The sequence below is a fragment of the Janibacter terrae genome, assembly GCF_039636765.1.
Classification (GTDB): Bacteria; Actinomycetota; Actinomycetes; order Actinomycetales; family Dermatophilaceae; genus Janibacter; species Janibacter terrae.
The window spans coordinates 1,370,283-1,389,919 of record NZ_CP144167.1; the positions used below are offsets into that span (position 1 = coordinate 1,370,283).

The window sequence follows — 19,637 nt, forward strand, 5'->3', positions numbered from 1 at the left end:
CGTCAGCCGTGGCCCTCCTCGCCGGAGCGTGCCCGCAGCAGCCGACGAAGGGAGTCCAGCCGCAGCTCCCCGCCCGACCCCGCGTGGCCCTCGGCGACCCACGCGTCCAGGGCGCAGTCGGGCTCGTCGTGGGTGCAGCCGCGGGGGCAGCCGGCGTCGGCGCCCTCGGCGAGCTCGGGGAAGTGCCCGATGATCGTGTCGGCCTCGACGTGCGCGAGGCCGAAGGACCGGATCCCCGGGGTGTCGATGATCCACCCCGCCGCGTCCGGGTCGGATCGGGACTCCTCGGTCGAGGCCCCGTCGACCAGCGGCAGACGCAGCGCGAGGGCGCTCGTCGAGGTGTGGCGGCCCCTGCCCGTGACATCGTTGACATGGCCCGTCGCTCGGTGCGCGGCCGGGCACAGCGCGTTGACGAGCGTCGACTTGCCCACGCCCGAGTGCCCCACGAGCACGGACACCCGGCCGGCGAGGCGGCGGCGCAGCTCTGCCAGGCCCTCGCTGCCCTCGGTGAGGACGGAGGTGACGACGTGCGGGACGTCGAGCGGCGCGTACTGGGCCAGGAAGTCCTCCGCCGAGGCCAGGTCGGACTTGGTGAGCACGAGCAGCGGGTCCATGCCGGCGTCGTAGGCCGCGACGAGGCAGCGGTCGATGAGCCGGGGCCGCGGCTCGGGGTCGGCGAGCGCCGAGACGACGACGAGCTGGTCGGCGTTGGCGACGATGACGCGCTCCACCGGGTCGGTGTCGTCGGCGGTGCGGCGCAGCACCGTGGAGCGCTCCTGGATCCGCACGATGCGGGCGAGGCCGTCGGGCCGACCGCTGGTGTCGCCGACCATCGCGACGTCGTCACCGACGACGACCGGTGAGCGCCCGAGCTCACGGGCGCGCATGGCGATGACGACCCGCTCGGGCTCGGAGCCGGTGGCCGGCACGAGGGTGGTCCAGCGACCGCGGTCGACCGCCGTCACGCGTCCCACGACGGCGTCCTCGTGCTTGGGCCGGTCCTTGGTGCGCGGCCGGGAGCCACGACGGTTGGGGCGCACCCGCACGTCCGACTCGTCCCAGCTGCGCGCCGACCGGCCCATCAGCCGCCCGTCTCCACCGCGGACTCCCAGAGCTGCACGAAGTCGGGCAGCGTCTTGCCGACCGTCGCCGGGTCCTCGATGACCGTGCCCGGCGCCCGCAGCGCCAGCAGCGCTCCCGCCATCACCATGCGGTGGTCGGCGTAGGTGTGGAAGGTGCTCGGCCGCAAGGGTGCCGGGTCGATCCGGAGCCCGTCCTCGAGCTCGGTGACCCCGACCCCCAGACCACCCAGCTCGCGCGAGAGGGCGCTGATCCGGTCGGTCTCGTGGCCGCGGATGTGCGCGACGCCGCGGATGATCGACGGGCCGTCCGCGCACGCGGCGAGGGCCGCGACGACCGGGGTCAGCTCGGCCGCGTCGTGGAGGTCGACGTCGATGCCGCCGGGGCGCCCTTCGCCGGTGACGGTGAGGCGCCGCGAGTCCAGGGTGACGTCGGCACCCATCTCGTCGAGCACGTTGCGGATCATGTCGCCGGCCTGCGTCGTGTGCTGCGGCCAGTCGGGCACCGACACCGAGCCGCCGGCGACGAGCGCGGCGGCGAGGAAGGGGGCCGCGTTGGACAGGTCCGGCTCGACGGTGACGTCGAGCGGGAGCAGCTCACCGGGCTCGACCCGCCAGGTGTTGGCCTCGGAGTCGTCGACCGCGGCGCCGGCGTCGCGCAGCGTCTCGACGGTCATCTCGATGTGGGGGAGCGAGGGGACCGGCTTGCCGTCGTGGACGACCGTGATCCCCTCCTCGAAGCGAGACCCGACGAGCAGCAGCGCCGAGATGAACTGCGAGGACGCGGAGGCGTCGAGCACGACCCGGCCTCCGCGCACGGACCCCTCACCCTGCACGACGAAGGGGAGGGTCCCTCGCCCTTCGTCCTCGACGCCCACCCCGAGGTCCCGGAGGGCGTCGATGATCGCGGCCATGGGCCGCACCCGAGCGTGCTCGTCGCCGTCGAAGGTCACCGGCCCCGACGCGAGCGCCGCGACGGGCGGGAGGAAGCGCATCACCGTCCCCGCGAGGCCGCAGTCGACGGTCCGGCCGCCGCGCAGCGTCGCCGGCGTGATGATCCAGTCGGGGGAGCCGCCGAGGGAGGTGGCGTCGTCGACGCCGGCGCCGAGCTGGCGCAGCGCCTGGGCCATGAGCTCGGTGTCCCGGGAGCGAAGGGGGCGGCGCAGCCGGGAGGTGTCGGTCGCCAGTGCGGCGAGGACGAGGTAACGGTTGGTGAGGGACTTGCTCCCCGGCAGCGTCACGGTCGCGTCGAGGCGGCCGGACGCCGCCGGGGCATGCCAATCAGGACTGGTCATCGCGGGTCAGGACACCGCGTTCTTCGCCTGGAGGGCGGCCAGCTTGGCCTCGCGACGAGCGGCCTGGCGGGCGTGGCGCGCGGTGCGCCCGACGTTCTCGCTAGCGAGCTTGGCGCGGTAGGTGACGCCGGGCTTGCCTGCGGTGTCGACGGCGGCGAGCATCAGGCCGCCCATGAGCGACAGGTCCTTGATGAACTGCGTCATCTTGCCCTGCTTGGCCTGCGGGTCCGACTCGGCCCAGAAGTCGTGCGTGGCGGCGGTCGGCACGAGCGTGCCCATGAGGACGGTCGAGGCGAGGCGCGGGGCCTTGCCCGTGGCGAGGAGGGCGCCACCGAGGACCATCGCGGCGCCGTTGGCGCGCACGAGCATCTCGGTGTCGTCCGGGAGCTGGGTCTTGGCCGCGAGGGGCTTGGTGACCTTCTCGGCGGCGGGGGCGTGGGCCGAGGGGTAGCGCAGGGCGTTGATGCCACCCCACACGAAGATGCCGGCCAGCAGCGGGCGGGCGATGCGACGAACGATCATGGTGGTGCCTCCTTGTCGTCGTGGACGTCGCCGGGGAGGTCCCGACGGGTACGTGACTACCGTAGTCGCGATCCCGGTGGGCCTACGCTCGGAGGGTGTGCGGACGCTATGCGGCAACGGCCGGCCCCGATGACCTCGTCGAGGAGTTCGAGATCGACGTGGACCGGACGGGCGACCCGGCCCGCTCGCTCCTGAAGTCGCCCCAGGACCCGCCGCCCGGCCGGCCGGACCACAACATGGCGCCGACCAAGCAGGCGCCCGTGGTGCTCACCCGCGCGTCGAAGGACGAGCCGGGCGACCCCCTTCGCCAGCTGCGGCTGCTCACGTGGGGCCTCGTGCCGTCGTGGGCGAAGGAGACGAAGGTCGGCCTGCGGATGACCAACGCCCGCGCGGAGACCGTGCTGGAGAAGTCGAGCTTCGCCAAGGCCGCGGCGAGCCGACGCTGCCTCGTGCCGGCCGCGGGTTGGTACGAGTGGCAGGTCTCGCCCGTCGCGACAGATGAGAAGGGGAAGCCGCGCAAGCAGCCCTTCTTCGTCCACCGCGGCGACGGGGCGGACCTCGCCTTCGCGGGGCTGTACGAGTTCTGGCGGGACCGGGCCGTGGCGGACAACGACGACCCGGACGCGTGGCTGACGACCTTCACGATCATCACGACGGCAGCCGACCCCGGCATGGACCGCATCCACGACCGGCAGCCGCTCGTGCTCGAGCCGCGGGACTGGGCGCGCTGGCTCGACCCGACCCTCACCGACCTCGCCGAGGTGGGGGAGATGCTCGCCTTCGCGCAGCCGGGGCGGTTCGCCGCGTACCCGATCTCGACGGCGGTCAACGCCACGCGCAACAACGGCCCCGGGCTGCTCACGCCGCTCCCGGAGTCGGAGCTCGTCGGCGTCGTCGACCCGGAGACCGGGGAGATCCACGGGGGCCAGGATGGGTGAGGTGCCCACCACCCAGGGCCCGGCGCGCCTCCACGTCACCGAGGCGAAGGGGGACCCCCGCGGCACCCTGCTCCTCACCCACGGCGCGGGCGGGGGCGTCGACGCCAAGGACCTCGTGGCGATCGCGGCGACCCTGCCGGAGCACGGCTGGCAGGTCGCGCTCGTGGAGATGCCGTGGAAGGTCGCCGGCAAGAAGGTCGCGCCCATGCCACCGAAGCTCGACGCCGCCTGGCGGGAGATCGTCGCGGGAGCAGGGGACTCGCTCCCCGGCCCGGTGGTCTTCGGTGGGCGCAGCGCCGGGGCCAGGGTGGCCTGCCGGCTCGCGTCGGAGCTCGGCGCCGGCGGCGTGCTCGCGCTGTCCTTCCCGCTCGTGCCGCCCGGCAAGGGACCGGACCGGTCCCGCATCGGTGAGCTCGTCCTCCCCATCGAGGCGGGCCTGCCGGTGCACGTCGTACAGGGGGCTCGGGACCCCTTCGGCTCCCCGGACGACGTGCGCACGGCGCTCGCCGCCGCAGGGATCGCCCCGGGGGTGGTCGGCGTCGACGAGGCCCCCGGCACCCACTCCTTCACCGGCGGTGGCGCCGTCGCCGAGTCCGTCGTCCGCTGGGTGGAGTCTGCATTCCCCTAGGGCAATGCAGACTCTCGACGTCAAGATGTGCCATTGCCCTAGGGGAATGCAGGTCAGCGGTCACCGCCCGCGGCCGAGGGCCAGCAGGATCGTCAGCACCTCGTCGGGGTCGTCGAGGCGCTCGCCGAAGAGGTCGCGCACCTGGTTCATGCGGTACCGCACGGTCTGCGGGTGCACGTGCAGGCTCTCGGCGACGAGCTCGCGGCGGCCCTGCAGGAGCAGCCACGCGCGCAGCGTCTCCGAGAGCCGGTCGGCCGCGCCCTCACCCACCTCCGCGAAGGGGGCCAACGCGGCCTCGCGCAGGTCGGCCAGCGCGGCCGGGTCGGCCTGCAGCACCAGCTCGGGGAGCACGGAGTCGGTGTCGACCACCCCCGGGCCGAGGTCGACGGCGCGGGCGGCACGCTCGTAGGACTCGTGGGCTCGCTTCCACGGACGGGCGGGGCCGACGACGGCTTCGTGTCCCTCCAGGAGGGCGAGCAGCCGCTGCCGGGAGGGCCCCCCGCTGTCGGGGACGAGCAGCACCGAGCGGGTCACGACCCCGTCGGCGACGGGCAGGTCCTCGCCGAGGGTGAGGGTGCGCGGGTCGAGCAGGCCGGCCGTCGCGGGCAGTCGGCCGCGGGGGACGAGGACGGCGGTGAGCGTGCGGGGCGGGGTCCAGCGCGCAGCGGCCGCCGCACCGTCGAGCTCGACCTCCCCGAGGCCGGTGAGGAGCCCGCGGGTGAGCCGGTCGAGGTGGACGATGCGGTCGCGCTCGGCACTGCTCGTCTCCTGGTTGTGCCCGGCGACGGAGGCGGCGGACAGCTCGTCGATGTAGGTGAAGACGAGCTCGGCGAAGCGCCCCAGCGTCGGGGCGTCCACACCGGCGGCCAGGGCCTCGACGGACAGCTCGCGCCACGCGGCCCGGGCGCCGACGCGGTAGGCGGCGAGCAGCGCCTCGACGGGCCGGCCGTTGCGGGCCTCGGCCCGGCCCAGCTCACTGGCGGCGGCGGCGCCGACCCCGACGGGCGCGCCCTGGGGTGCGGACCCGGAGGCCAGCGCGACGAAGCTCTCGAGCGAGACCTGCACCGCCTTCTCGATGACCCGCCCCATCCGCCCCTGGAAGGGCACGTCGTAGGCCGGCACCTGCTCCATGACCTCGGCGACGACGAGCTTGGCGACCCGCGGCAGGTGGGAGCGGACGGCCGTGACGGTCGTCTCGTCGAGCGCGAGATCCGGGGTGCTCATGGGCGTCCTTTGTCCTCAGCGAACAATTCCTTGCACCAAAGCCTACTCGCGAGAGACATGGTGCCGCACTCGTTGAGGCGGGAGGATGGACACATGACAACTTTCGCGACCCGTGACGCCGTCCGGACCCAGCCCTTGCTGAAGGCCCGCGACACGGCTGTCCGCATCGCGCGCGGCCTGGCCACGCCGGTCGTGCCCGAGGAGTACCTCGACCTCTTCGCCCCCCTTCGCTCCGGGGCCGACCTGCGCGGCCGCATCGTCGCGGTCGTGCCCGAGACCCGCGACGCCGCCACCATCACGATCCGCCCCGGCCGGGACTGGCAGGGCCACGCGCCCGGTCAGTACATCCGCCTGGGTGTCGACGTCGACGGCCGCCGCCACTGGCGGGCGTACTCGCTGACCTCCGACACGAGCGCCCGTGACGGCCTCATCTCGATCACCGTCAAGGCGATGCCCGACGGTCTCGTCTCCCGGTACCTCGTGCACCACGCCCGACCGGGCACGATCGTCCAGCTCGACCAGGCGACCGGCGACTTCATGCTCCCGCAGACCGTCCCCGCCAAGGTCCTCTTCCTCACCGGTGGCTCCGGCATCACGCCGGTCATGGGCATGCTGCGCAACCACGACTTCGACGGGCTCGACGTCGTCCACGCGCACTCCGCGCCGACGGCCGACGACGTGATCTTCGCCAAGGAGCTCGCCAGCCCGGCGCCGGGCGTCCGCGTCATGGTCCGCCACACCGACGACGAGGGCATGTTCACGCCGGACCTGCTCGACGAGCTCGTCCCCGACTGGCGCGACCGCGAGACCTGGATCTGCGGGCCCGCCCCGATGCTCGACGCCTTCGAGACCCACTACGAGGCCGCTGGCCACAGCGACCTGCTCCACGTGGAGCGCTTCCGCCCGACGATCGTCGAGGCCGGCGAAGGGGGGACCGCCTCCCTTCGTACCGGGGCGGACACGACCACCCTCGAGCTCGACGGCGCCACGACCATCCTCGACGCCGCCGAGGACGCCGGCGTCCTCATGCCGAGCGGGTGCCGGATGGGCATCTGCTTCAGCTGCGTCCTGCCCATGACCGACGGCGCCGTGCGCGACCTGCGCACCGGCGACCTGACCACGACGACCCCCGACGACCCGCCGGTGAAGGTGCAGACCTGCATCTCCGCCGTCGCGGGTTCCTGCACCATCGAGACCCAGGAGAAGTGACCATGACTGCCACTCTCGAGCGCCCCCGCGCGACCGATGCCCGCATCACCGGCGGCAAGGCCGACGTCGTCCACACGACCGTCAACCTCGCCGACTCGCCCATCGCCCACCTCACCCCCGAGCGGATCGAGGAGCTCGGCCGCGAGCTCGACGAGATCCGCGCGTCCGTCATGGACTCGTTGGGGGAGAAGGACGCCCAGTACATCCGTCGGGTGATCAAGGCCCAGCGCTACCTCGAGATCGGTGGCCGTGCGGCCCTGCTGTTCTCGGGCAACCCGATCGCCTGGGTCGCCGGTACCGCCGCGCTCAGCGCGTCGAAGATCCTCGACAACATGGAGGTCGGGCACAACATCATCCACGGCCAGTGGGACTGGATGCGTGACCCCGCGATCCACTCCTCGACGTGGGAGTGGGACAACGTCACCCCGGCGGACCACTGGAAGAACAGCCACAACCAGGTGCACCACACGTACACCAATGTCGTCGGCCACGACAACGACCTCGGCTACGGGATCATGCGCGTCGACGACGCCCAGAAGTGGTACCCGGGATACCTGATCCAGCCGATCACGCAGTTCATCAACGCGACCTTCTTCGAGTACGGCATCGCCGCGTACGACCTGGAGCTCGGCAAGCACTGGGCGACCCGCAAGGACAACCCGGAGTGGATGGCCGAGGCGAACAAGGTCGTCAACAAGATCAAGAAGCAGGCCGCGAAGGACTACCTGCTCTTCCCGCTGCTCTCCGGGCCGAACTTCCTCTCGACCCTCGGCGCGAACGTGGTCGCCAACCTCGTGCGCAACTACTGGACGCACTCGGTCATCATGTGCGGTCACTTCCCGGCCGGCGTGAAGACCTTCACCAAGGACTCGATCGACGGGGAGACCCGCGGCGAGTGGTACCTGCGCCAGATGCTCGGCTCGGCCAACATCTCCGGCTCGACGCCGATGCACATCGCCACCGGTCACCTGAGCTACCAGATCGAGCACCACCTCTTCCCCGACATGCCCAGCCGCCGCTACCCGGAGATCGCGCCGCGCATCCGGGCGCTCTTCGCGGAGTACGGGCTGGAGTACCTGACCGGCCCGCTGCACAAGCAGGTCGGCTCGGCGTGGAGCGAGATCATCCGCCTCTCCCTGCCCAACGACACCTCGCTGCGGCAGGCCGTGGGCATCCTGCGCACGTCCGGCATGAAGGGCCTGAAGGCGCGCGCCCGCCAGACGCGCTTCCGCCTCGCCGGCTGACCACGAGACTCGGCTGATGGCCGCTATCCACCCCGGATAGCGGCCATTGCCCGCGTCTGGGCGGGTCTAGGCCGGGTAGCCCTGCGGGTTGGCCGACTGCCAGCGCCACGTGTCGGCACACATCTGCTCGATCGTGCGCGTCGCGCGCCAGCCGAGCTCGGCCTCGGCGCGGCTCGGGTCCGCGTAGCAGGCGGCGAGGTCCCCGGCCCGGCGAGGGGCCAGCTCGTACGGGACCGGGCGCCCGCTCGCGGCGGCGAAGGCGGCGACCATCTCGAGCACCGACGTGCCGTGGCCGGTCCCGAGGTTCCACTCGCGCACCGGGGTCTCGGGGTGCCGCTCGAGGTACTGCAACGCCGCGACGTGGCCGGCGGCGAGGTCTTCGACGTGGATGTAGTCGCGAAGGGGGGTCCCGTCCGGCGTGGGGTAGTCACCGCCGAAGACCCGGAGCCGCTCCCTCCGCCCGACCGCCACCTGCGCGATGAAGGGCATGAGGTTGTTGGGGGTGCCCTGGGGGTCCTCGCCGATCCGCCCCGAGGCGTGCGCACCCACCGGGTTGAAGTACCGCAGCAGCGCGACCTGGACGGCTCCGGTCGCCGCGACGTCCCGCAGGATCTGCTCCTGCATGACCTTCGTCCACCCGTAGGGGTTGGTCGCGCTCGTCGGGAGCTCTTCGGGCATGGGCACGGTCTCGGTCTCGCCGTACACCGTGGCGGACGAGGAGAAGACGAGCTTGCGCACTCCCTGCCGGTCCATGGCCCGCAGGAGCGAGAAGGTCGTGCCGAGGTTGTTCTCGTAGTACTCGAGCGGGATCCGGCTCGACTCGCCCACCGCCTTGAGGCCGGCGAAGTGGATGACGGCGTCGAACCCCCCTTCGCCCAGGAGCGCGGAGGTCTTGTCCGCGTCCCGCAGGTCGAAGCCGTGCGTCTCGACCCGCCGGCCCGTCAGCTCCTCGAGCCGGCCGATGACCGACGGGCGCGAGTTGACGAAGCTGTCGACGACCACCGGCTCATGGCCGGCGGCGACGAGCTGGACGACGGTGTGGGAGCCGATGTACCCGGCTCCGCCGGTGACGAGGACGCGCATGGCGTCAGGGTACGGCTCAGCCCTCGGTGGAGATCTGCCGGATCTGGGTCACTTCGGTCCACGACCCGTCGTTGCAGATCGTGGTGATCTTCTGCATGATCGTCGCGCGCAGCTGCGGCGGGGCCTGCTCCCGCGCGCAGGAGCGCTGGAGGACCTGGCGCATGACCTGGTCGAGGTCGTGCTCGGCCAGGCACGGGCCGCACTGCGCGAGGTGCTCGGCGATCCCCTGGGCGTCCTCGCGCGACATCTCGCCGTCGAGGTACTCCATCATCCGGTGGAGCGCCTGGGAGCAGTCCATGTGCTCGGGGTCGTGGCTCATGCCTGACCCTCCTTGGCGGATGCGATGCCGCGGTCGGCGGCGTAGTCGGTGAGCTTTTCGCGGAGCTGGCGACGTCCCCGGTGCAGGCGCGACATCACGGTGCCGATGGGCGTGCCCATGATGTCGGCGATCTCCTTGTAGGCGAAGCCCTCGACGTCGGCGAGGTAGACCGCCATGCGGAAGTCCTCGGGCAGCTCCTGCAGCGCGCGCTTGACCTCGGTGTCGGGCATGCGGTCGAGCGCCTCGACCTCGGCGGAGCGCAGCCCCTTGGAGGTGTGCTGCTCGGCCTTGTGGAGTTGGTAGTCCTCGATCTCGGGGGAGTCGGACTGCTTCGGCTCGCGCTGCTTCTTGCGGTAGCTGTTGATGTAGGTGTTGGTGAGGATGCGGTACATCCACGCCTTGAGGTTGGTGCCCGGCCGGTACTGGTGGAAGGCGGCGAAGGCCTTGGCGAAGGTCTCCTGGACGAGGTCCTCGGCGTCGGTCGGGTTGCGCGTGGTGCGAAGGGCGGCCGAGTACAGCTGGTCGAGCAGCGGCATCGCCTCGCGCTCGAAGCGCGCGCGCCGCTCCTCCGTCGTCTCCTGGGAGACGTCGACGGAGGCATCCGCTGCGGCCATCGCCTCCAGCTCGTCAATCGTGGGATCAGTCATCGCGCTCCACCCTAGCGGGGCGGCGGTGCGCTCTCCGGCGTGCAGTACCAGCACGTGCACTCCTGTCCTTCGTGGCCGTTGTGCTGGTGGGTCCAACGCCCTCGCCCGGCCCCTCATTCCCCCTCGCCGAGACTCGGCTCATGGCCGCAATGTCGCCACTTTTGAGGCCATGGCCCGAGTGTCGATGAGTCCACAGGCGAAGGGGGCGGACCCGCACCGTCCACAGAAGGCCGGTGGGGGTGTGCCCGAGGCGCTGGGGAGGGTGGGGTCGGTACATGGGAAGACGACCGCAGCAGCTGCCGGGGGACCTGTCCGGTGCCGGCTTCACGATGGCCGACGCGCGGGACCTGGGCGTCCGGGGGCGTCTGCGCACGGGCTTCGAGATCCCGTCGCACGGACTGCGGTTCCGCCCGGGTGAGCAGGGGCCGTCCGACGTCGGGGAGCTGGCGAGGCTGGTCCGCTCGGTGGTGCCCGAGGACGCGGTCATCAGTCATCTCACGGCGGCCAGGTTGCTCGGGCTGCCGACGCCTCGGCCATGGGGCCGCGACGAGCCGGTCCACGTCAGTCGCGACAGCGGCCGGCCGTGGCTCGAGCGGCGCGGCGTGCTCAGCCACAACGGCCTCGAGGCGCGCGCCGTGACGCAGGTGCATGGGTTGCCGGTCGTCGCCGCCCTGCACACCTGGTCGGACCTGGCCGGCAGCTGGACGCGCCCACAGCTCGTGGCCGCCGGTGACGCCCTGCTCCGCGACCATGACGTGACGCCGGCCCAGGTCCTGCGCCACCTCGAGACGCTGTCCGGCCGACGCGGCATCCGCACGCTGCGGGAGGTCGCCCCCTTCCTCGACCCGGGATCCGCCTCCCCGAAGGAGTCCGAGGCCCGACTGCTGTTCCGGGACCACGGTCTGCCCACGCCGGAGCTCAACGTCAGGGTCTGCGACGACTGGGGCGTCCTCATCGGCGTCGCGGACTTCCTGTGGCGCGAGCCCAAGGTCGTGGCGGAGTACGACGGCGACCAGCACCGCACCGATCGGAGCGCGTGGCAGTACGAGCGGGACCGTCGGGCGCGGTTCGAAGCCGCGGGGTGGACGTACGTGGAGATGACCAACATCCACCTGGTCAGGGCGGCCTACACCCGGCGGCTCATCACCCGGCTCGGCGATCTCCTCCTCTGACCGGCCACCCAGACTCGGCGCATGGTCGCAAAGAGCGGGGTTTTGTGGCCATCGCCCGAGTCTCGGCGAGGCATGACGAAGGGGGCCGGCCCGGGTGGGCGGCCCCCTTCAGTGCACGAGGTGCGGATGCTCAGGCGTTGGGCTTCTTGCCGTGGTTCGCGGACTTGCCCTTGCGCGAGCGACGCTTGCGGGCGCGCTTGCTCATGAGGTGACTCCTTGCTGGATGCCCCCGGCGACGTGCCGGAGCGGTGATCGACGAGTCATTGTGTCATAGCGTTATCAATGACCCTTCCTCTTTGGCCCACATTGATGGCATCATGAGGATCGTGAAGAAAATCACCGTAGCCCTCGCCGTTGCCGGCCTCGTGACCGCCCTCTCTGGTTTCACCACCATGCGCAGCGTCGACTGGGCGGGCGCCCAGGCTGACAGCGTCGACTGGGCGGGCTCCAAGGCCGCCAGCGTCGACTGGGCGCTGCCGTCGCCTGACGCACCGTCCACCGACGCCTGAGCTTGACCACGGCGTCGACCGGGGTACCCCCTCGCTCGACGCACGCTTACGTCGCGACGACTGCCATCCTGGCGGTGGTCGCGACAGGTGTGTCCGCAGCCCTCGCGGGCCCCCCTCGAGAGCTGAGCTGGGTCGTGGCGCTGCTCGTCGTGGCCAGCCTCGCCTCGATCAGCAAGCCCCAGGCGGTCGGGCCCTTCCAGCTGTCGGTCGCCGGCATGATCCACATCGCCTCCATCCCCCTCGTGGGACCGGTCGGGGCGATCGTCGTCGCGGTCCTACCCGTCCTCCTCGACCGCAACAACACGGTCAAGCGGGTCTTCAACGCTTCGCAACGTGTGCTCCTCGTCATCGCCGGCTCGGCCGCCTACGCCGCGGCAGGAGGCTGGCAGCTGGGCATGACGGACACGATGCCGACCCCCCAGAACCTCGCCCTGCGCGTCGCCGTCACCGCGGTCGCGGCGAGCCTCATCAACGCGTTCCTCCTCGCCGGGGTCCTGCAGCTCAGCACCAACGCCCCGTGGCGCGTCGTCCTCGTCGACGTCCTGAAGCAGACCAGCTCCGCCTACGCGCTGTCCATCGTCGGGGCCTACCTCCTCGTCGTCCTCTGGGCCCCCGCCGGCCTGGGGTGGGTCGCCGCCCTGTTCTTTCTCCCTTCGCTCCTCGTCATCCAGTGGGGTCTGCGTCAGCACGCGGAGGAGTGGGCGACGCGCCACGACGTGCTCGCCCCCTTCGTCGGCGCGCTCGAGCTGCGCCACCCGGGGGCCGCCGAGGACGCGCGGGTCGTCGCCGCCGCAGCGGGCGCCATCGCGACCACCATGGGTCTGTCCGCGCGGGTCGTCGACCAGGTCACGGCCGCCGCGCGCCTGCGTGATGTCGGCAAGCTCGCGCTCGAGGACGCGCCGCCGGCCATCCGCCGCCGGGACCACGCCGACGCCTCGCGCCGCGTCTTCGGGTCGATCGCCTTCCTCGACGAGTCGATGGAGATCATCACCGCGCACCAGGAGCGCTACGACGGCGAAGGTCGCCCGCACGGGCTCATCGGCCGCAGCATCCCGGTCGGCGCCAGGGTCCTCGCGACCGCCGACGCATGGGGCACGTGCGTGCTCGAAGGGGTGTCCCCGGAGGAAGCGGTCACGTCCTGCGAGCGCATGGCCGGGCACGCCCTCGACCCGAAGTGCGTCATGGCCCTGAGGCGGGCACTCGAGCGGGACCAGCTGCCGAAGGCCGTGGTGTGACCGAGCGTCCCGGCCGATCCGGCCTGATCCTCTTCGTCGGCGCGATCCTCATCGGGTCCTACGCCGCGATCAACGCCAACTTCAGCGCAGACGTCCTCACCGGCTTCACCGTGGTGGCCGTCATCGCGATCATCATCGGTGAGCAGGTGCCGCTCGTCGTCGCCGGTCGCGCCATCGCGCCGCTCACGACCGCGCCCGCGCTGGGGCTCGTCCTCGCAGCGTCCACCGGCACCGTGGTCGACGGCTGGACCGTCCTGGCCGTCGTGTGGCTGAGCATCCTCATCGGTGGCCTCCTCGTCCGGGCCCGGGGCGGTTCGGTCATCGAGGGCTCGCTCGGTGCGCGCTTCCTGGGGGTGGCCGTCACGACCTACCTCTCCCATTCCCCGGCGGTCCGGGGGGAAAACCTCGTCGAGTGGACGTTCGACCCCGCCCACTCGTCCACCCTGGGCGCGCTCGGCATGCTCGCGGCCGCTCTCGCGGGTGGTCTCGTCGAGCGCGCGCTCGAGACGCTCGTGCTGTGGCTGGGGGAGGAGCGGCCGCTGGCACGAGTGCTCGCGGTCGAGGTCGGGCCGCTGGCCGGGATCGGGGGCGCGACGATCGCGACCGGACCGCTCATCGCCTTGTCGAGCCCCTACCTCGAGTGGGCCGCGATCCCGCTGCTCATCATCCCCGTCGTCCTGACGTACGTGGCCGTGCGGCGCGTCATCGGCATCCGCGATGCCCTCGAGCAGTCGATGCTCGCCATGTCCCGGCTCAGCGAGGTCGCCGGCCTCACCCGTCCCGGCCACTCCCAGCGGGTCGCTCGGCTCGCGGTCGCGATCGGTCGCTCGCTCGAGATGGACCTCGCTGCCCTGCGCCTCGTCGAGCGCACGGCGCTGCTCCACGACTTGGGCCAGCTGGGTCTGGCGGAGCCGCTGCGCGGTGGCGCGACGATCCACGCCACCGCGATCCAGGAGGCCCAGATCGCGTACTCGACCCGGCGCCTGGTGGCCGGGACCCCGCAGCTCGCGGAGCTCCTCCCGCTGCTGGACCAGGTCCGTACCCCCTTCCGCCGCACGCGCGAGTTCGGCGAGCACATCCCGATCGCCTCGCGCATCGTGCGGGTCGCCAATGCCTGGGACGACATCACCGAGGGCGCCCGGTCCCCGCGTGCGCAGGCGGTGGCGCTCGAACGACTGCACCTCGGCCTGGGGTACGACTACGACCCGGAGGTCGTCGCCGCACTCGAGCAGGCCGTGATGGAGCGCGCGGTCTGACGACGACAACGTCTGACGACGACAACGTGGCCGCCACCCCGGAGGGTGACGGCCACGCAGGAGGACGAAGGGGGGTCAGCCCTGCTTGGTCTCCTTGAAGATCTTGTCGATCTCGGCGATCTTCTCGAGCAGCTCCTCGGCCTTGGCCTGGTCGAGCTCACCCTTGGTGCCGCCGGCGCCGGCGAGCTTGGTGGCCTCGTTGACGAGGGTGTGCAGCTGCGGGTACTTCTCGAAGTGCGGCGGCTTGAAGTAGTCCGTCCACAGCACCCACAGGTGCTCCTTGACGAGCTGGCTGCGCTGCTCCTTGATGAGGATCGCGCGGGTGCGGAAGTCGGGGTCGTCGTTGTCGGCGACCTTCTTGATGATGGCGAGGACCGACTCGGCCTCGATGCGGGCCTGGGCGGGGTCGTAGACGCCGCAGGGGAGGTCGCAGTGGGCGCTGGCCTGGGTGATGCGGAAGATGTCACGAAGTCGCATGGAGTGCCTTCCTCTCGTGGGGGCTGGATCGCCCGCGGTGCGGACGACGCTGGTTTCAACGTACCCAACGCACGTCGCTGCGTCACGCAAAGGGCCTTCTCCTGCAAGGGAGTCGCAACAGGACGCGGGCGAGCACGGCGTCCTCGGCGAGCGAGCCGACCGACCACGAGTCGACGCCCTCGCGGGGGTTGTCCCGCTCGACCCACCACCGGGTGGGGTCGGCGGGGTCGCGCCCCGTCACGCGCTTGACCGCGACCGGGCGCGCGAGCCCGGCGTCGTCGTCCGGGAGGCGCACGAGCGCGAGGCCGCCGGTGCGCGGTCGTGCGCCCCACAGCACGAGCAGCAGGTCGCCGTCACGCAGCGTCGGCTCCATCGAGCGTCCGACGACGCGGGTCAGGCCGGGCAGGAGCATGCGCGCATCCTCGCAGCCCTTCGAGACGCTTGCTGCGCAAGCTCCTCAGGGAGCGTGGGCCGGGAGCGGGGTCGCGTGCTGCGCAAGCTCCGCAGGGAGCGGGGTCAGCGCGCGATCGTCTTGCTGTACGTGTAGATCGAGCCGCTCGAGTAGCCGGTGCGGCGGGCGACGACCTTGGCCTTGACCAGCTGGCCGCGGTCGATCGATCGCACCACGTAGGTCTTGCTCGTGGCCCCCGAGATGGCCACGCCGTTGCGGTACCACTGGTAGGCGTACGTGCTCGGCGTCGGCGTCCAGCTCCCGTTCGTCACCGCGATCGTGCTGCCGGCGCGGAGGGTGCCGGAGATGCTCGGTCGCGTCGTGTTGTAGATCGGGATGCCGACGCGGGCCGAGGTCGCGGACTTCGAGGTGTAGCCCGAACGCCGTGCGGTCACGGTGACGGTGAGGTAGCGGCCGGCGTCCGAGCGGGTCGGCGTGTACGTCTTGGCCGTGGCGCCGTAGATGCTCGTCCCGTTGCGCTTCCACCGGTACGAGTACGACGTCGGCGTCGGCGACCACGTGCCGTTGGACGCGGTGAGGAGCCTGCCGACCCCCTTCGTCCCGGTGATCCTGGGGGCCGTCACGAGCGTGAAGGGGGAGAGGGTCGCCGAGTTGGTGACTCGCACCGTCGCCCCGGTCGACGTCGCCGAGAGCGTCGTGATCGTGATGCGGCCGTCGTAGCTCCTGAGGGTGCGCCCGACGGTCAGCACCGAGTTGTCGTCCGGACTGCCGGTCGGAGACGCGTCGAGCAGGACGCTCGAGCCCTCGTAGGGGTTGTGGCGCAGGACCTTCACGCCGGGCGGGACCCACGTCGAGGCGAACGTGTCCTGGCCCGCAGCGGTGCGGTACTCGACGAGGTACACGGCGCGGGTGATCGCATTGGTGATCTGCGCGACGCGGACACCGCTCGTCCCCGCCATCGGCTTGAGCGTGACGGTGGTCGTGCCGGTGCCGACGAGCACGCGCGCGGCCGACTCGAGGGTGCTGTAGTGGCGGGCCTGCGGGCTGGAGAGCATCGCCGGGGGTCCGCCGAGGTCGGGTCCCATGACGTCCATGTAGTCCGCGTACTCGTACTCGCCGCAGCCGCTGAAGGCGCCGGTGGAGTACGCTCCGTCGCTCTTGCCGCCGGCGCAGGCGATCGCGTTGGCGTGCCCGAGACCCATGTTGTGGCCGACCTCGTGGGCCAGCACGCTGGTCGTGTACGACCCGAAGTACACGTAGCCCCCGCTGTTGGGGTCCATGCCGACCGAGCCCAGGCCGTAGGAGCAGCCTCCGCTCACGTACGACGCCTCGGGGAACTTCAGGGCCAGGGTGGAGTCCTGCTCCGCGACCCACCCGCGCGCGTTGGCCACGTCCTCCCACAGGGCGAAGGGGTTGTCCGCGCAGCGGTAGGGGGAGGCGTAGTGCGAGCGCATGATCGGCGTGCCGAGCCGCAGGGTGCTGCGCGAGTTGAGCCGCCAGTAGGCGTCCGACGAGGACACCTGCGTGCTCGCCTGCGAGCTGCTGAGCGGCTCACGGGTGATCCCCCTCGGCGTCACCTCGATGTAGGTGATCTTGCGCGTCGCCGGCGTGTACGCGGCGGCGGTGCGCGGGGTGCTGGAGACGAGACGCTTCACCGGCAGCGGGTCGGCGCCGGGAGCCAGCGGCACCGTCGTCGTCGCCCGCCCGATGGCGCTGTCGGCGCTCGCCGGCGTCGCGTCGGAAGCCGCCCGCAGGTCCGCGGGGGAGAGGTCGTGCTGGCGGGCGCGACCGCCCAGGCCCGGGATCGAGATCGTCCGGTCCGCGGCTGCCGCGCTGCTCACCGTGGCGGGCACCTCGACGTCGACGGTCACGGTGCTGCCGGGCCTCACCCGCCCGAGGACCGCGCCCCGCACCGGCACGAGCCGGTCACCGTCGCGCACCGCGTACCAGGCCGTGGGCGAGCCGCGCTCGACCGAGGTCGCGAGCAGCGTGCCCGATACCCGGACCAGCGCGTCGGGCGCCGAGGCGGTCGAAGGGGGTTGGGCCGAGCTCGTCGTCGACGCCGCGGCGAACGCGACTCCGGCGGCGAGGATGGCGGGCAGGACTCGACGTGCGCGCATGGCAGCCCCCGTGGCGTGGGATCGGCGTCGTGGCGGGGAGTCCCGCTCGGCGATGAGCACACGCTAGGACCGGCGGATCTGCGGCACGTATGGGTAGTTGGTGCCACCCCTTCGAGACGCTTGCTGCGCAAGCTCCTCAGGGGGCGGGGCGCGCTTGCTGCGCAAGCTCCTCAGGGGGCGGGGCGCGCTTGCTGCGCAAGCTCCTCAGGGGGCAGGGCGTCGGGTCAGGGGCGGATGGTCGTGCTGTACGTCAGCTGCATCCCGGTGGAGTAGCCGGTGCGGCGGGCGATGACCTTGGCCTGGATGCGGTGGCCGCGGTCGATCGAGCGGACCGTGTAGGTCTTGGCGGTCGCGCCGCTGATGGCGCGGCCGTCGCGGTACCAGCGGTAGGCGTAGGAGGTCGGCTTCGGCGTCCACGACCCGACGTAGACGGTGAGGCGGGACCAGGCCCGAGGGGTGCCGACCAGGTACGGGCGCTGGGTGGCGTGGATCGGGATCCCGACGCGGGGGGAGACCGAGGACTTCGAGGTGTAGCCGGTGCGACGGGCGGTGACCGTGACGGTCAGGTAGCGGCCGGCGTCCCAGCGGGTCGGGGTGTAGGTGCGCCCGGTCGCGCCGCTGATCGCGACGCCGTTGCGCCGCCACCGGTAGCCGTACGACGACGGGGTCGGCGACCACGACCCGTTCGTGGCGGTCAGGGTGCGGCCGACCCCCTTCGTCCCGGTGATGCGGGGCCCGGCGACGAGCGCGAAGGACTTGGGCGTCGAGGTGTTGGCGATCCGCACGACGGCCTGGGTGGAGGAGACCGACTCCGTCGTGATCGCGATCGTGCCGTCGTAGCTGGTGAGGGTGCGGCCGGCGGCGAGCGACATGGAGTTGTCGCGGGTCCCGGTGGGGGTGGGGTCGAGGAGCACGCTGGTGCGCTCCTTGGAGTTCAGCCGCAGCACGCGCACGCCGGTGGTCTGGCCGAGCGGGTTGGTCGCGTCGCGGCCGGTGGCGGCGCGCAGCTCGACCCAGTACTTCACGCCGGAGCCGCGGTTGGTGACCACGGCCGCGCGGGTGCCGGCCATGCCGGAGACCGGCCGGAGCGTGACGCTGGTGGTCCCGGAGCCGACGGCGGTCGCGGCGGAGGAGGGCATGAGGCCCTTGGCGAGGGCCTGCGGCGAGGAGAGCATCGGCGCGGTCGAGCCGGAGATGCCCATGACGTCGAGCGAGTCGCCGTAGTCGGCCTCGCGGCAGCCGTTGTCCCACCAGCCGTCGCTGAGGTTGCGCGTGTCGCTGCGGCCGGAGCACACGAGCGAGTTGGCGTGGTCGAGCGAGATGTTGTGGCCGAGCTCGTGGGCGAGCACGGGGTACTTGGTGTCGGCGACATGCAGGAGCCCGGGTGACGAGGTGGTTTCGCCGAGGGTCCCGAGGCCGTAGCCGCAGGTGCGCTCGGTGGAGCGCGGCAGCGCGAGCACGAGGCTCGAGTTGTCCTCGACCCGCCAACCGGTCTCGACGAGCGCCTCGTCGAAGCGCGCCATCGGGTCATCGCGGCACGTGTAGATCGAGGTGTAGTGCGGCTTCATCGTCGGCGCGCCCATCCGGATCCGACCACCGGACTGGTCGCTCCAGTACGCGTCCGCGGCCGAGACCTGCCGCGCCGCGACGGTACTGGTGACCGGGTCGCGGGTCACTCCCTTCGGCGTGACCTCGACGTAGGTGATCTTGCGGGTGCTCGTCGCGGCCTGCGGTGCGGCCTCGGCGGAGAGGACCTCGGTGACGGGCAGGGGGTCGCCGCCGGGGGCGAGGGCGGTGTCCCGGCTCGCGGCACGCAGCGTCGCCGTGGGCGCGGTGGGGGAGGAGCGGCGCAGGACGGCCCGCGGGACGGCGACGTCGATGCTCACCCGGGAGCCGGGCGCGGTGTGCTCCAGCCCGGCGCCGTCGACGGGGACGACCCGGTCCTCGCTCAGCACGCCGAAGTGCTGCCGGCCACCTGCCTCCTCGACCGCGGTGCGCACGAGCGTGCCCGTGACACGGACCTGCGGGTCGGGAGAGGTCGTCGGTTGCGCCTGGGCGGTGAGCGCGGTGCCGCTCAGGGCTGCGGTGAGCAGGGCGGCGAGCAGGGTGCGCGAGCGCATGGACGACTCCGGTGGCGAAGGGGGTGGTTCGCCGAGCGTAGTGGCTGGATGTGCGAGGATGGGCGCGGCTCACCAGCCGCCCGCTGCGACCCACCAGGTCGCCCAGGGCGCTCCGTCTCCTGTGTCTGGTATCGATTCATCCGAGGTC

20 protein-coding genes are annotated in these 19,637 nt (G+C 72.1%); 8 read left to right on the plus strand and 12 right to left on the minus strand.

Translation table 11 applies throughout. From position 1 onward, the window contains the following. Window positions 1-2: 2 nt before the first annotated feature. The 3 genes from rsgA to V3C34_RS06880 are packed head-to-tail and all read right to left on the minus strand — an operon-like array spanning window position 3 to window position 2,896. The gene (rsgA, locus tag V3C34_RS06870) at window positions 3-1,082 is read right to left on the minus strand and encodes a ribosome small subunit-dependent GTPase A (protein ID WP_068422764.1); all 1,080 of its coding nucleotides are present in this window, start codon (window positions 1,080-1,082) and stop codon (window positions 3-5) included. Beyond that, entirely contained in the window at window positions 1,082-2,374 is a 1,293-nt protein-coding gene (aroA, locus tag V3C34_RS06875; protein ID WP_338538526.1) for a 3-phosphoshikimate 1-carboxyvinyltransferase, read from the minus strand. Before aroA ends, rsgA begins: the two co-directional genes overlap by 1 nt. A 6-nt stretch (window positions 2,375-2,380) precedes the next feature. Continuing rightward, window positions 2,381-2,896, minus strand: a complete 516-nt coding sequence (locus tag V3C34_RS06880) for a DoxX family protein (RefSeq protein ID WP_346008381.1) — start codon at window positions 2,894-2,896, stop codon at window positions 2,381-2,383. Window positions 2,897-2,991: 95 nt separating this feature from the next. Between V3C34_RS06880 and V3C34_RS06885 the strand changes: the two genes are divergently transcribed. Further along, window positions 2,992-3,834, plus strand: a complete 843-nt coding sequence (locus V3C34_RS06885; protein ID WP_346008382.1) for an SOS response-associated peptidase — start codon at window positions 2,992-2,994, stop codon at window positions 3,832-3,834. Beyond that, window positions 3,827-4,462 carry an alpha/beta hydrolase family protein gene (locus V3C34_RS06890; RefSeq protein WP_346008383.1) on the plus strand — a complete coding sequence of 212 codons (636 nt, stop codon included), beginning with the start codon at window positions 3,827-3,829 and terminating at the stop codon, window positions 4,460-4,462. The genes V3C34_RS06885 and V3C34_RS06890 overlap by 8 nt, the downstream gene beginning before the upstream one ends. Before the next feature lie 60 nt (window positions 4,463-4,522). Here the strand turns inward: V3C34_RS06890 and V3C34_RS06895 are convergent, their stop codons facing one another. After that, window positions 4,523-5,686 carry a helix-turn-helix domain-containing protein gene (locus tag V3C34_RS06895; protein WP_346008384.1) on the minus strand — a complete coding sequence of 388 codons (1,164 nt, stop codon included), beginning with the start codon at window positions 5,684-5,686 and terminating at the stop codon, window positions 4,523-4,525. Between the two features lie 93 nt (window positions 5,687-5,779). Here V3C34_RS06895 and V3C34_RS06900 point away from each other — a divergent pair, with 93 nt between their 5' ends. Then, entirely contained in the window at window positions 5,780-6,895 is a 1,116-nt protein-coding gene (locus tag V3C34_RS06900; RefSeq protein ID WP_068325565.1) for a ferredoxin reductase, read from the plus strand. Window positions 6,896-6,897: 2 nt separating this feature from the next. Beyond that, the gene (locus V3C34_RS06905; protein WP_082807596.1) at window positions 6,898-8,139 is read left to right on the plus strand and encodes a fatty acid desaturase family protein; all 1,242 of its coding nucleotides are present in this window, start codon (window positions 6,898-6,900) and stop codon (window positions 8,137-8,139) included. A gap of 66 nt (window positions 8,140-8,205) precedes the next feature. Here V3C34_RS06905 and galE read toward each other — a convergent pair whose 3' ends face one another. Genes galE through V3C34_RS06920 form a run of 3 tightly spaced genes read right to left on the minus strand, consistent with a single transcriptional unit; the run spans window position 8,206 to window position 10,188 of the window. Beyond that, window positions 8,206-9,222: a UDP-glucose 4-epimerase GalE gene (gene galE / locus V3C34_RS06910; RefSeq protein WP_346008385.1), complete on the minus strand. Its 1,017-nt coding sequence runs from the start codon at window positions 9,220-9,222 to the stop codon at window positions 8,206-8,208. Window positions 9,223-9,238: 16 nt separating this feature from the next. Then, window positions 9,239-9,541, minus strand: a complete 303-nt coding sequence (rsrA, locus tag V3C34_RS06915) for a mycothiol system anti-sigma-R factor (protein ID WP_068325561.1) — start codon at window positions 9,539-9,541, stop codon at window positions 9,239-9,241. Further along, window positions 9,538-10,188: a sigma-70 family RNA polymerase sigma factor gene (locus V3C34_RS06920; RefSeq protein WP_068325559.1), complete on the minus strand. Its 651-nt coding sequence runs from the start codon at window positions 10,186-10,188 to the stop codon at window positions 9,538-9,540. Before V3C34_RS06920 ends, rsrA begins: the two co-directional genes overlap by 4 nt. Window positions 10,189-10,463: 275 nt before the next feature. Here V3C34_RS06920 and V3C34_RS06925 point away from each other — a divergent pair, with 275 nt between their 5' ends. Next, window positions 10,464-11,360: a hypothetical protein gene (locus tag V3C34_RS06925; protein ID WP_346008386.1), complete on the plus strand. Its 897-nt coding sequence runs from the start codon at window positions 10,464-10,466 to the stop codon at window positions 11,358-11,360. Window positions 11,361-11,490: 130 nt separating this feature from the next. On the opposite strand, the gene V3C34_RS17715 is transcribed toward V3C34_RS06925, so the two are convergent. Further along, window positions 11,491-11,565, minus strand: coding sequence for a 50S ribosomal protein bL37 (locus V3C34_RS17715; protein WP_370639715.1), 75 nt, complete (start codon window positions 11,563-11,565; stop codon window positions 11,491-11,493). A gap of 43 nt (window positions 11,566-11,608) precedes the next feature. On the opposite strand from V3C34_RS17715, the gene V3C34_RS06930 reads away from it, so the two are divergent. The 3 genes from V3C34_RS06930 (at window position 11,609) to V3C34_RS06940 (ending at window position 14,360) form a co-directional block, all read left to right on the plus strand. After that, window positions 11,609-11,869, plus strand: a complete 261-nt coding sequence (locus tag V3C34_RS06930) for a hypothetical protein (RefSeq protein WP_346008387.1) — start codon at window positions 11,609-11,611, stop codon at window positions 11,867-11,869. Window positions 11,870-11,943: 74 nt separating this feature from the next. Beyond that, window positions 11,944-13,104, plus strand: a complete 1,161-nt coding sequence (locus tag V3C34_RS06935) for an HD-GYP domain-containing protein (RefSeq protein ID WP_068325553.1) — start codon at window positions 11,944-11,946, stop codon at window positions 13,102-13,104. Then, window positions 13,101-14,360: an HD-GYP domain-containing protein gene (locus V3C34_RS06940; RefSeq protein ID WP_068325551.1), complete on the plus strand. Its 1,260-nt coding sequence runs from the start codon at window positions 13,101-13,103 to the stop codon at window positions 14,358-14,360. Before V3C34_RS06935 ends, V3C34_RS06940 begins: the two co-directional genes overlap by 4 nt. 75 nt (window positions 14,361-14,435) lie before the next feature. On the opposite strand, the gene sodN is transcribed toward V3C34_RS06940, so the two are convergent. The 4 genes from sodN to V3C34_RS06960 form a co-directional block, all read right to left on the minus strand. Continuing rightward, the gene (gene sodN / locus V3C34_RS06945; RefSeq protein ID WP_068325549.1) at window positions 14,436-14,837 is read right to left on the minus strand and encodes a superoxide dismutase, Ni; all 402 of its coding nucleotides are present in this window, start codon (window positions 14,835-14,837) and stop codon (window positions 14,436-14,438) included. A gap of 82 nt (window positions 14,838-14,919) precedes the next feature. Next, the gene (locus V3C34_RS06950) at window positions 14,920-15,249 is read right to left on the minus strand and encodes a S24/S26 family peptidase (RefSeq protein ID WP_068325547.1); all 330 of its coding nucleotides are present in this window, start codon (window positions 15,247-15,249) and stop codon (window positions 14,920-14,922) included. A 104-nt stretch (window positions 15,250-15,353) separates the two neighbouring features. Continuing rightward, window positions 15,354-17,369 carry a hypothetical protein gene (locus V3C34_RS06955; protein WP_346008388.1) on the minus strand — a complete coding sequence of 672 codons (2,016 nt, stop codon included), beginning with the start codon at window positions 17,367-17,369 and terminating at the stop codon, window positions 15,354-15,356. Between the two features lie 224 nt (window positions 17,370-17,593). Then, a complete protein-coding gene (locus V3C34_RS06960; protein WP_346008389.1) occupies window positions 17,594-19,489 on the minus strand; it encodes a hypothetical protein in 1,896 nt (631 codons plus the stop codon). Between the last annotated feature and the right edge of the window lie 148 nt (window positions 19,490-19,637).

What these genes read in the sequence shown, in the direction of transcription:
- V3C34_RS06900 (WP_068325565.1), top strand. Translation starts at nt 5,780, where the DNA reads ATGACAACTTTCGCGACCCGTGACGCCGTCCGGACCCAGCCCTTGCTG.
- V3C34_RS06960 (WP_346008389.1), bottom strand. Translation starts at nt 19,489, where the DNA reads ATGCGCTCGCGCACCCTGCTCGCCGCCCTGCTCACCGCAGCCCTGAGC.
- V3C34_RS06950 (WP_068325547.1), bottom strand. Translation starts at nt 15,249, where the DNA reads ATGCTCCTGCCCGGCCTGACCCGCGTCGTCGGACGCTCGATGGAGCCG.
- V3C34_RS06920 (WP_068325559.1), bottom strand. Translation starts at nt 10,188, where the DNA reads ATGACTGATCCCACGATTGACGAGCTGGAGGCGATGGCCGCAGCGGAT.
- V3C34_RS06890 (WP_346008383.1), top strand. Translation starts at nt 3,827, where the DNA reads ATGGGTGAGGTGCCCACCACCCAGGGCCCGGCGCGCCTCCACGTCACC.
- V3C34_RS06880 (WP_346008381.1), bottom strand. Translation starts at nt 2,896, where the DNA reads ATGATCGTTCGTCGCATCGCCCGCCCGCTGCTGGCCGGCATCTTCGTG.
- V3C34_RS06895 (WP_346008384.1), bottom strand. Translation starts at nt 5,686, where the DNA reads ATGAGCACCCCGGATCTCGCGCTCGACGAGACGACCGTCACGGCCGTC.
- galE (WP_346008385.1), bottom strand. Translation starts at nt 9,222, where the DNA reads ATGCGCGTCCTCGTCACCGGCGGAGCCGGGTACATCGGCTCCCACACC.
- rsrA (WP_068325561.1), bottom strand. Translation starts at nt 9,541, where the DNA reads ATGAGCCACGACCCCGAGCACATGGACTGCTCCCAGGCGCTCCACCGG.
- aroA (WP_338538526.1), bottom strand. Translation starts at nt 2,374, where the DNA reads ATGACCAGTCCTGATTGGCATGCCCCGGCGGCGTCCGGCCGCCTCGAC.
- V3C34_RS06925 (WP_346008386.1), top strand. Translation starts at nt 10,464, where the DNA reads ATGGGAAGACGACCGCAGCAGCTGCCGGGGGACCTGTCCGGTGCCGGC.
- V3C34_RS06955 (WP_346008388.1), bottom strand. Translation starts at nt 17,369, where the DNA reads ATGCGCGCACGTCGAGTCCTGCCCGCCATCCTCGCCGCCGGAGTCGCG.
- rsgA (WP_068422764.1), bottom strand. Translation starts at nt 1,082, where the DNA reads ATGGGCCGGTCGGCGCGCAGCTGGGACGAGTCGGACGTGCGGGTGCGC.
- sodN (WP_068325549.1), bottom strand. Translation starts at nt 14,837, where the DNA reads ATGCGACTTCGTGACATCTTCCGCATCACCCAGGCCAGCGCCCACTGC.
- V3C34_RS06905 (WP_082807596.1), top strand. Translation starts at nt 6,898, where the DNA reads ATGACTGCCACTCTCGAGCGCCCCCGCGCGACCGATGCCCGCATCACC.